Below are 10691 nucleotides of genomic sequence, written 5' to 3'. Positions count from 1 at the left end.
TCAGAAGTGAAACGCGGTAGCGCCGATGGTAGTGTGGCATTCGCCATGCGAGAGTAGGACACTGCCAGGCACCCAATACAAGAAACCCCGCTCATCGAGCGGGGTTTTTTATTACCTGAAACTCAGAAGGTAGCCTAATTTTTGACCGGCTCTATCTCCTTTCCTCTGTTTTTATCCTTACTCGCCGCTGCTTTCTGGTTCTACAAATAGCCTGATGTTCCGCTTGGCACTCTTTCTTCACTGAACCGCTGTCGCTCTGTATGGCGGCTCTGGCGTAGTCATGACCCACGAATCCTATGCTCGCCTGTACGCTAGGATCTCTTGCTTGCGATCTTTCCTGGGCATCTGCGTCCTGTGTTAGCTGAAGTCTTTCTTTTTGAGCCCTCTGCTTGTCCATGATTTTGTTAGTCGCCCACTGACGTTATGCCAGAGAGTGTGTTGGCTGTGCTAACACGCAGGAGCAGTGGTTGCTGCTTTGGGTCCTTGTTGTTTGGGGTAATAAGGAAATGGGAAGGGATACCCGCAGGAACGCAGAGGTTAGATGTTGATAGGTGATCTTGTGGCAGCTGTTGAGCCCGCAGGTGAGAAGATCAAGAAAGGAGTTGAAGAAGACTAATGTGTTGAGATCTATGAGGAGTGGCAAATTGCAGGCAAACAAAAAGCCCACGCAACATGGTTGCATGGGCTCGGTATAAATGGCGGAGGAGGTGGGATTTGAACCCACGGATGGTCGCCCATCGCCGGTTTTCAAGACCGGTGCATTCAGCCGCTCTGCCACCCCTCCGCAGCAGTGCGGCGAATATTACCATGCTGATCCGGCTTGTAAATCCCCGTCCGGTTTGATTGCTGGTTAATTGCGCGAAATGACATGAAAAAGTGGCAGTCAGGGCGCATCAAGCGCTTTTTTGGCCAGATAACTTGACTTGAAAACAGACTCAACCACTATAGTGGCCTCTATCATATCCTCTGCAAGATAACGTTATGACTATTAAAAATGCCCTCTTTTGCGCGCTGGCTGGTGTGACCCTGCTGGCGACGCCGGTACATGCAAGCGAGCTGACCAAAAGCGATGTCGAGCAAATCGTTCGCGACTATCTGGTCAAGAATCCCGAGATCCTGGTCGAGATGTCCAATGCCCTGCGTGCCAAGCAGGAGAGCCAGCAGGCCGAGAGTGACAAGGCGCTGATCAAGGCTCACTCCAAGCAGCTTTATGCCAATCAGGATCCCGAGATGGGGAATCCGAAGGCGTCGCTGACCATTGTAGAGTTTTTCGATTACAACTGCGGTTACTGCAAACGGGCCCATCCGCTGGTCAAGCAGCTGATGGCGGAAGATAAAGATATCCGTTACATCTACAAGCAGTTCCCCATTCTGAGCGAGTCCTCCTACTTCGCCGCCCGCGCTGCGCTGGCGGTCCAGCTGGGTCAGCCTGACAAGTACCAGGCGTTCCACGAGAAGCTCTATACCCATCAGGGCCCGCTCGCTGATGAAGCACAGGTCAAGCAGTTGGCTGTGGCGGCCGGTGTGGACTGGAGCAAGGTGGAGGCCAAGATCAAGGATGGCAGCATTGACCAGAACCTCGGTACCAACCGTGCGCTGGCTGAAGCGCTCGGTATCTCCGGTACCCCGGCCTTCATCATCGGTGATCAGATCCTGCGCGGTGCTCCCCGTGATCTGGCCAGCCTGAAGGGGTTTATCAAGGACGTGCGTGCCGGCAAGAGCATTCAATAAGCTGTTGTCATGGTCGAGGGCCCAGCGCCTCGGCCAGATACAGAAAGAGGGTCGGTATCACTACCGGCCCTCTTTTTTATTATGTCCTTTGGCACAGGTGGTCGTCGCGAAAGGACCATAACAACGTGCTCAGGACCCGGCCTGTTGGCCTCAGTAACAAGTATTAGCAGAGCCGTTCGGAGTCTAATGATAAATATTTCGCCTCGCAGAGGTGTGTCGTGAGCATTGCTTAATTCCGGTCAAGATTTTTTCTGCTGCTTGCCTTAGAATCGCCGCCCGTTGCAGGAGAAACCCCTATGTTAGTTGATATTTTACGGCTGGTTTTTATAGCCGGAGGCCTCGTATTCATCTTTATGCTGGTGCAAGCTTGCTGGCGGAAGAAGCAGAGTGGATCCTTTGAGGCGACCCCCTTCTGGCCGGTGGCGTTGATCGGTGGGGTTGCCAACTTTCTCGATACCCTGGGGGTGGGCAGCTTTGCGGTAAAGACCGCCTGCTACAAGCAGTTCAAGCTGATCGATGACCGGGTGCTGCCGGGTACCCTCAATGGGCAGTGCGTGCTGCCGACCGTGACTCAGTCGCTGATCTTCGTCGGCGCAGTCGCGGTGGAGCCGTTGACGCTGATCAGCATGATGATGGCCGCCGCAGCGGGCGCAGCTTGGGGCGCTCGCCATGTGGCCTCGTTTGATCGGCAGACCATCCGGTTGGTGATGGCCATTTCCTTATTGGTCGTCGCAGGGCTTATCTTTGCCGGTTTGCTGGGGCTTTTCCCTGTAGGCGGCGATGCGATGGGGCTCAGCGGCTACAAGTTGGCGATTGCCCTGCTTGGCAATTTCATCTTCGGGGTGCTGATGAATGTCGGTATCGGCCTGTTTGCCCCCTGCATGACGTTGGTTTATCTGCTGGGGATGAATCCGCTGGCGGCGTTTCCCATCATGATGGGCTCCACCGCCGTGCTCAGCGTTTTCTCCGCAGGCACCTTTATCCGCAAAGGGGCGTTCGATGCCAAGGCAGTGCTGGCAGTGGCCATCTTCGGCCCCATCGGTGTGGTGCTGGCCGCCATGCTGGTCAAATCCATGGATATGGAGATGCTGAAGTGGCTGGTTGCCTTTATCGTCATCTATACCTCCTGGACCATGTACGCCTCCTGGCGGGCGGCGCGTCGCTCCCCTGTGCAACTGGCGGTGGAGAGCGCAGGCTAGCCTGTACCAGTGCCGCTTCGGCCTTGGCCCCAAGAAAAACATAGAGGCCAAGCGCCAGCAGCAAACCCACCGCACACCCCATCACTCCGACCGCAGGCCAGAGTAGCTCGCTCTGGCCGAGCGAGCCTTTGAATAGCAGCAACAGCCCCTCGATGGAGACCGCGATCAGAATGGCGGCGATAAAGCGGGTGATGGTGCGGCGAATGGCGCTGTGGCGGAAGATATCCTTATGCAGCAGTACCTCCTCTTCCAGAATGGTCTTGCCCAGATCGAACACCGCCAGTGCCAGCGTCAGGAAGATGATGGCGCTAAAGGCGCCGAGCTGGTTCTGCTGCTCGCCGCACAATAGCTGGTAAAGCTGCTCCAGCCCGTGCCAGATGAGCGTCGCGACGATGAGAAACAGCGCCATGCTGAGCACCACATAGACCGCCTTGAACCAGGGCATGGCGCGGCGGCGCTCCCTGTCTCCCATCAACCAGCCAATCAGCTGATTCAGACAGACGGTGATCTCCCGTCCTTGCCCCTGCACGATAAGGTGCAGCCGGTTATGGGCCGTCGGTGCCGCAGGCTGGATGCACATCGGCCCCTGATAGTGGTCAATGCTGACCACAAAGGGATACCCCTTGAGCGAGACAAGGGGGGCGCTGAGCAGCCCCTGCAGTAGCGGGGTCAGCTCCTCCTGATACTCCTGATAGCGCCGCAGCACATCGATGGGGCTCATCTCTGCCATATGGACCTCGGTGACGTGGGCTCTTGTGGTGAATGTGCAAATAGTGGGCCTGCTTTATGACAGGGATGATGGGGCAAGTTGCACCAGAGGATGACAAATTGGTGAGTGACGAAGAGGGGATGCACCAGAAATGGGCGTATCGAAGAGCTGTGTGATGATGAAGGCACTGCAATAGAAAAGGGCCCATGACGGGCCCTTTGCGACAACCAGCGGTGATTTAGCCAGCCAGCTTGGCGAAGCTGCGCTCGGCGGCGGCCAGGGTGTGTTCAATCTCCTTGTCGCCGTGAGCCAGCGACAGGAAGCCCGCCTCGTAGGCGCTCGGCGCCAGATAGACGCCCTCTTCCAGCATGAGATGGTAGAAGCGCTTGAAGCGTTCCATATCGCAGCGAGTAACCTGCTCGTAGCGGGTGATTTCGTTCTCTTCGGTGAAGAAGAAGCCGAACATGCCGCCCACATAGTTGATGGCGAGCGGGATACCGTGTTTGGCTGCGGCTGCCTTCAGTCCCTCGGCAACACGAGCTGTTTTGGCGCTCAGCTGCTCATAGAGACCCGGCTCCAGCAGCAGATCCAGCATGGTCAGACCTGCCGCCATGGCCACCGGGTTGCCGGAGAGAGTACCCGCCTGATAGACAGGGCCGGTCGGTGCGATGTGTTGCATCACCTTCTTCTTGCCGCCGAAGGCGCCCACCGGCATGCCGGCACCGATGATCTTGCCAAGAGTGGTGAGATCCGGGTCGATGTTGTAGTGGCCCTGGGCACCGCGCAGGGAGACGCGGAAGCCGGTCATCACTTCGTCCAGGATCAGCAGGGCACCGAACTCGTCACAGATGGCGCGCAGCCCTTCCAGGAAGCCGGGGACCGGCGGGATGCAGTTCATGTTGCCTGCGACCGGCTCGACGATGATACAGGCGATCTCGCTGCCGTACTGGGTGAAGGCTTCACGCACCGAATCCAGATTGTTGAACACACAGGTCAGGGTGTGTTTGGCGAAATCGGCCGGAACGCCCGGGCTGTTGGGTTGACCCAGGGTCAGGGCGCCGGAACCGGCCTTGACCAGCAGAGAGTCGGCGTGGCCGTGGTAGCAGCCCTCGAATTTGACGATCTTGTCGCGGCCGGTGTAGCCGCGGGCCAGACGGATGGCACTCATGGTGGCTTCGGTGCCGGAGTTGACCATCCGCACCTGCTCCATGGAGGGGACAATCTGGCGGACTTTCTCGGCCATCAGCACTTCGATCTCGGTCGGCGCACCGTAGCTCAGCCCCTTCTCAACGGCCTTGATGACGGCGGCTTTGATGGCCGGGTGGTTGTGACCCAGCAGCATGGGGCCCCAGGAGCCGATGTAATCCACGTAGGCCTGACCATCCACATCATAGAGATAGGCGCCATCGGCGTGATCGATGAAGCGGGGCGTGCCGCCGACCCCATTGAAGGCGCGGACCGGTGAGTTGACGCCACCCGGAATGGTCTGGCGGGCCTGTTCAAACAGCTGATCTGATTTTGACATGGATCATCCTTAATGGGATTTTGGTCGTCACACAAGGGATTGCAGCCGATTGAGACTCGGCAGGCCGGAGCATCAGGAGTATGCTTTGCGCTCTCGCCACCCGGACTCTCGGTCTGCTCCCGTGACAAAAATTTAACGGGCCGACTATAGCAGAAAGCCCCAGCCCTGGGCAGCCGAGCAACGCGCCGGGTGATCCTGATCTCAGCTAGCTGACGATATGGTTTTTCCAAGTTGGTGTAACAAGATGGCGCAACAAGCTCTCTCCTCTGAAGCCGATACCTCTTCGCGGGGGCCGCTTTCCCGCATTATCCGGCAAGACAAGATGCCCTTGCTGGTGCTGCTGCTGGCGGCGCTGGTCGGCACCCTGGCCGGACTGGTGTGCGGCCTGTTCGAATCGGGTGTCCACTGGTTGGCAGAACAACGTATCGCCTTGCTGGCCGACCGTCCCTGGTGGCAGCTCGGTCTGCTTGGCTTTGGCTTCAGCGCCTTGCTGGGATTTGTCGGTTACTTCCTCACTCATACCTTTGCCCCGGAAGCGGGTGGTTCCGGCATTCCCGAGATCGAGGGGGCGATGGACGATCTGCGCCCGGTGCGGTGGTGGCGAGTGTTGCCGGTCAAGTTCTTCGGCGGCATCTGTACCCTGAGCTCCGGTATGGTGCTGGGGCGGGAAGGGCCTTCGGTACAGATCGGCGGCAACCTCGGCAAGATGGTGGCGGATATCTTCCGGCTGCCCAAGGAGCATGGCCATGCCCTGTTGGCCGCCGGTGCGGCGGGCGGTCTGGCGGCAGCCTTCAATGCGCCGTTGGCAGGTATCCTGTTCGTGATGGAGGAGATGCGACCGCAGTTTCGCTACTCCTTTCTGGCCATCAAGGCGGTGGGGATCTCCGCCATCATGGCGACCCTGATGCTGCAGAACATGAAAGGTCAGGGGGCGGTGATCACCTTGCCTCACTACGATGCGCCAGCCCTCAAGGCGCTCTGGCTGTTCCTTTTTATGGGGGCCACCTTCGGGGTGCTGGGTTTTGTCTTCAACAAGCTGGTGCTGGCCTGTCAGGATGGCTATCTGGCGCTGCACCAGAACAAGCGCCACCGTTTTGTAGCCATCGGCATGCTGGTCGCCGGAACGTTTGGCGTGCTGTCGCTGTTTGCTCCCGCGGTGACGGGGGGCGGCACCGAGCTTATTCCCCATCTGATGGGGGATGAGTATGCGATGGCGAGCCTGTTCCTCATCTTCTCGGTGCGGCTGGTCGCGACCCTCATCTGCTTCTGTTCCGGTGCCCCGGGCGGGGTGTTTGCGCCGACCCTGGCGTTGGGCACTCTGTTTGGCGTGGTGTTCGGCCATCTGTTTCATGCGGCGTTTCCGGAGCTTGGCATCGAGCCCGGCGCCTTTGCCATCGCCGGAATGGGGGCGCTGTTTGCTGCCACAGTGCGTGCTCCCATCACGGGCATCGTGCTGGTCACCGAGATGACCGACAACTATCAGCTGATCCTGCCGATGATGATCACCACGGTCGGTGCGACTCTGGTTGCCCAGTGGCTGGGTGGCCGACCCATCTATTCCCAGATCCTAGAGCGAACTTTACGGCTCGCCGCGCGTCAAAAGCGGGGTGATTGCAGCGCCACGGCCAGTTAATTTTTCCCTTTATCGCCAGTGACCCCGGTCCGGGCGGTATAGTGAAGGGAGAGGCGCTGCCGTAAATGGCGTGATAACGGGATGAGGGGCTATGTCCAATCTATTGAAGTTATTGGTCGTGTTAGCCGTTGGCGGGCTCATCGGTTACTTTGTCGGTAACCGTCAGGAGCTGGCCCAGAGCAGTCTGTTGGTGGTACAGCAGGAGACGCTGGATCGTCAGGGCAAGGCCATCGGCCAGCTCAAGACCGAATTGGGGGTGAAAGATACCCAGCTGGCGACCCAGAAAGCGGCCTTCGAGCAGTTGCAGACCACCCTGAAGAGTCAGGAGGCGCAGGTGCAGGAGCTCAAGCGCCAGCTGGCCTTTTTCGAACGGATCATGCGCCCCACCGGCGAACAGGTGGGGGTGGTGATCGACAACCTGACCCTGCAGGAGACCAGCATTCCCGGTCGTTACCACTATCGTCTCGCACTGACCCAGCCTGCCAAGAAGCGGGAGCTGTTCCGTGGTCAGGTGCAGATCCGGGTCGAGGGGAGCCTGGCTGACAAGCCGAAGACGCTGACCGGTCGCGATCTCGGGATGAAAGTGAGCGAGTGGCGCTATGCCCTGCGTTATTTCCAGCTGCTGGAAGGGAACTGGCAGTTGCCGGAAGGCTTTGTGCCGGATCGGATCCGTGTCACCATCAACAAGGACGGCAGGCAACCGGCGCAAGAGCTGCTGGTTGAGTGGGGCGAGGTGATCAAGCCGCTGGTCGCCGCACCGCCTGCTCCGGTTCCCGCTGCCGGTTAAGCGTGGTGAATACTTGAACTGAATGGTCGGGTATTGGATAATTTCGCGGTTTCCATGTTTGTGGATCTAATGGTTGTGAGGTCAGTAATGAGTGCAGTAGCAGAAGCCCCGCTGCCCATCCAGATGACGGATGCGGCGGCCAACAAGGTGAAGAACCTGATCACCGAGGAAGAGAATCCCGAGCTGAAGCTGCGGGTATACATCACGGGTGGGGGCTGCTCCGGTTTCCAGTATGGCTTTACCTTTGATGAGAAGATCAACGACGGGGACACCGTAGTCGAGAAGAATGGCGTCACCATGGTGATCGATCCCATGAGCCTGCAATATCTGGTAGGTGGCAGTGTGGATTACACCGAGGGTCTGGAAGGTTCACGCTTCACCGTGACCAACCCCAATGCCACCACGACCTGTGGCTGTGGCTCCAGTTTCTCCATCTGATCGGCATTATCGGTCTGATGAAACGGCTCTTGGCAACGAGGGCTGTTTTTGTTTGTGGTGATCAGTGAGCTCCATCAAACAGCATTTCTCTGAAACAACAAAGGCGCCTCGATGGCGCCTTTGTTGTTTGCAGAATGGCTTAGCGGGAGCTTGCCGCCGCGACCAGCGGGATCCGGTTCACTGCCTTGCCCATGTAGGCGAGGGTGATGGTCACAATGATGCAGGTGAAGCTCAGCCACATGTAGGGCAGGTAGTCGAGGGTTGCCACCCCCAGCACCCCGGCCATGAAGATGCCGTTGTCGCTCCAGGGCACCATGCCGCAGGTGAGGGTGCCGCCAAACTCGGCGTTGCGAGAGAGGTTCTTGCGCGCCAGTCCCAGTCGGTCGTAGTTCTTGGCCATGATCTTGGGGGTCAGGATCAGCGATACATACATGGCCGAGCCAAACACATTGGCCAGAAACGCGGTGCCGATGGTGTGGCTGGTCAGGCTGCCGACGCTATTGATGCGCTTCTCGAAGGCGCTGGCGATCACTTCCAGAATACCGACCTTCTCCAGCAGGCCGCCAAACCCGAGACCGAAGATGATGACCGCGACCGAGCCCAGCATGGACTCCATGCCGCCGCGACCGAGAATGTTGTCGATAAAATCGATGCCGGAGGTGATGGCAAACGGACTATAAGCCGAGTGCATCGCCTTGACCGGATCCATGCCCTGGAAGGCGATGGCCCAGATCAGGCCCAGCAGGGCGCCGAAGCTGATCACCGGGAAGGCGGGCTTGCGATTGGCCAACAGGCCCAGTACCAGCACCACCGGCACTATGGCCAGTGGGGTAATGTTGAACTGGTTGTCGAGCGCCTCCATCACCAGATTGACCTGCTCTAGGCTGACATTGCCCGAATACTGCATGCCCACCACGGTGAACAGCACGGCGGTGATGACATAGGAGAGCAGGCTGATCGGCAGCATCCCCTTGATATGCTCCACCACGTCGACGTTGGACATGGTCGAAGCCAGCACTACTGAGTCGGAGAGCGGAGAGAGCTTGTCACCGAAGTAGACGCCGGAGAGCACGGCACCGGCTACCAGCGGCGCAGGCACGCCGAGGCTGTGGCCGATCCCCATCATGGCGATGCCGGCCGTGGCAGCAGAGCCCCAGGAGGTGCCGGTGGCCAGCGAGGTCAGGGAGCAGATGATCAATGTTGCCAGCAGGAAGATGGACGGATGGATCACCTTGAGGCCGAAATAGATGATGCTGGGGACTATGCCACCGGCAATCCAGGTGCCGACCAGGGCACCGACGGAGACCAGGATCAGGATGGCCCCCATTCCCTTGGCAACGCCGTCAACGGCTGCCTGCTCCAGGGATTTGTAATCGTGGCCGAGTTTGATGCCAAGCCCCATGATGACAAACCAGGCGATGAACAACGCCAGCTGGATCGGCAGATCGAGCACGCTGGTGAACGAGAATGCCAGGGCCAGGAAAATGGCCAGACAGGCAAACACCTGTGCCATGCCCGGTAGTCGGATGTGGTTTTGTTGGTTTTGCATAGATACTTCCTAAACTCTTGCTCGCCAAGGTCACTCCCTCTCGTCCTGTGGATACATCGATCCCGAGGAGGCAACCCAAAAAGAGGCCGCAATCTACCACAAACCCGGCGGGTTAAAGCCCCATCAAATTGGCAAAAATGCACATTTGATTGAAAAAATCACAAATTAGTTGATCTCATAACCCGTTTTTGAGCGGCCTGTTGACACGAAGGGTCACATACGAAGCTTGCCCGTGACGCCACTTGCATCCCCAGTAGATGAAGATGATAATTATTATCAATTCTTGATTGGGGAGAAAACAATGCGCTGGATATTGCGGGGTATGATGTTGCTGGTGGCGGTGGCCGTACTCGCATGGGGTCAGGATAAAGAGTACGGCACCTGGAGTGTAGGTTTTCTGCTGGCTGCCTGGGTGATGCTGGAGCCCGGATTGCGCCCCGCATTGATCTTGCTGCCAGTGGCCGGGTTGACCGGTATCGTTACCCTGCTCTGGCAGCAGCCCTGGTTATGAGCTTTTGACGGGAGCCTGCTTGATCTTCTGCTGTGCCACCTTGAGCGATTCGACCACCAGCTTCTCCATTTCGGTGCGCTTGGCGTCGGTCAGGAAGTAGATCATGTCGACATTGTGGCGAATATAGTGGGCCGGAAGCTGGTTGAGGGTGAGGCAGCAGAGGTCGGCCATCTGATCGCTGTTGAGCTTTTGCTGCAGCCCCTGTTTCTCAATCTCCTTGAGCACCAGATGTTCGTAAAAGTTGTGAATGTCGGTATCCAGTATCATATGCGTTCCTTGGCATGACGATGAGCGGGGAGTCGTCAAAAGCATAGCCATAACAAGGAGTAAAAACAAAAGGCCCATCACTTTCGTGATGGGCCTTTTGCGTAATGAATGGTGCGAAGAGAGGGACTCGAACCCTCACATCCGTGGGACACTAACACCTGAAGCTAGCGCGTCTACCAATTCCGCCACCTTCGCACACTGATTTTCTCCAGCTGGTTTTTAAATGCGGTTGGAGCGCATTGCTCTGTGTTTACATGTCAGAATCATGGTGCGAAGAGAGGGACTCGAACCCTCACACCCGGGGGGCACTAACACCTGAAGCTAGCGCGTCTACCAATTCCG

The 10691-nt window shown here is 58.0% G+C and carries 10 protein-coding genes and 2 tRNA genes; 6 read left to right on the top strand and 6 right to left on the bottom strand.

All coding sequences use genetic code 11. The features are described 5' to 3' along the window. Positions 1-696 precede the first annotated feature (696 nt). Positions 697-784: transfer RNA gene (locus tag NOM06_RS20445), tRNA-Ser, on the bottom strand. A gap of 197 nt (positions 785-981) precedes the next feature. On the opposite strand from NOM06_RS20445, the gene NOM06_RS20440 reads away from it, so the two are divergent. Further along, positions 982-1731 (top strand): DsbA family protein, encoded by a 750-nt coding sequence (locus tag NOM06_RS20440; RefSeq protein ID WP_042084194.1) that lies wholly within the window; start codon positions 982-984, stop codon positions 1729-1731. Positions 1732-2027: 296 nt separating this feature from the next. After that, on the top strand, positions 2028-2930 hold the full coding sequence (locus NOM06_RS20435) for a sulfite exporter TauE/SafE family protein (protein ID WP_069554500.1): 903 nt from the start codon (positions 2028-2030) through the stop codon (positions 2928-2930). Here NOM06_RS20435 and NOM06_RS20430 read toward each other — a convergent pair. Further along, positions 2845-3660, bottom strand: coding sequence for a hypothetical protein (locus NOM06_RS20430; RefSeq protein ID WP_255912982.1), 816 nt, complete (start codon positions 3658-3660; stop codon positions 2845-2847). The genes NOM06_RS20435 and NOM06_RS20430 overlap by 86 nt on opposite strands. A gap of 217 nt (positions 3661-3877) precedes the next feature. Further along, a complete protein-coding gene (gene hemL / locus NOM06_RS20425) occupies positions 3878-5164 on the bottom strand; it encodes a glutamate-1-semialdehyde 2,1-aminomutase (protein ID WP_255912981.1) in 1287 nt (428 codons plus the stop codon). Between the two features lie 244 nt (positions 5165-5408). On the opposite strand from hemL, the gene clcA reads away from it, so the two are divergent. From clcA to erpA, 3 genes are all read left to right on the top strand, one after another. After that, positions 5409-6797, top strand: a complete 1389-nt coding sequence (gene clcA, locus NOM06_RS20420) for a H(+)/Cl(-) exchange transporter ClcA (protein ID WP_255912980.1) — start codon at positions 5409-5411, stop codon at positions 6795-6797. Between the two features lie 91 nt (positions 6798-6888). After that, positions 6889-7584: a DUF6776 family protein gene (locus tag NOM06_RS20415; protein WP_005343032.1), complete on the top strand. Its 696-nt coding sequence runs from the start codon at positions 6889-6891 to the stop codon at positions 7582-7584. An 87-nt stretch (positions 7585-7671) separates the two neighbouring features. Then, the gene (erpA, locus tag NOM06_RS20410; protein ID WP_005340225.1) at positions 7672-8022 is read left to right on the top strand and encodes an iron-sulfur cluster insertion protein ErpA; all 351 of its coding nucleotides are present in this window, start codon (positions 7672-7674) and stop codon (positions 8020-8022) included. A gap of 139 nt (positions 8023-8161) precedes the next feature. Here the strand turns inward: erpA and nhaC are convergent, their stop codons facing one another. Further along, positions 8162-9571, bottom strand: a complete 1410-nt coding sequence (gene nhaC, locus NOM06_RS20405) for a Na+/H+ antiporter NhaC (RefSeq protein WP_005357819.1) — start codon at positions 9569-9571, stop codon at positions 8162-8164. Between the two features lie 301 nt (positions 9572-9872). Here nhaC and NOM06_RS20400 point away from each other — a divergent pair, with 301 nt between their 5' ends. Next, complete coding sequence (locus NOM06_RS20400; RefSeq protein ID WP_005343034.1) at positions 9873-10082, top strand: hypothetical protein; 210 nt, start codon at positions 9873-9875, stop codon at positions 10080-10082. Here the strand turns inward: NOM06_RS20400 and NOM06_RS20395 are convergent. Further along, on the bottom strand, positions 10077-10349 hold the full coding sequence (locus NOM06_RS20395) for a late competence development ComFB family protein (protein ID WP_005343036.1): 273 nt from the start codon (positions 10347-10349) through the stop codon (positions 10077-10079). The genes NOM06_RS20400 and NOM06_RS20395 overlap by 6 nt on opposite strands. Before the next feature lie 109 nt (positions 10350-10458). After that, a tRNA-Leu gene (locus NOM06_RS20390) sits at positions 10459-10544 on the bottom strand. Between the last annotated feature and the right edge of the window lie 147 nt (positions 10545-10691).

Source organism: Aeromonas sp. JL9 (assembly GCF_024436075.1).
In the GTDB taxonomy this organism is placed as follows: Bacteria; Pseudomonadota; Gammaproteobacteria; order Enterobacterales; family Aeromonadaceae; genus Aeromonas; species Aeromonas veronii.
The sequence above is the reverse complement of the archived record's forward strand: the minus strand, read 5'-3'. Positions and strand labels throughout refer to the sequence as shown.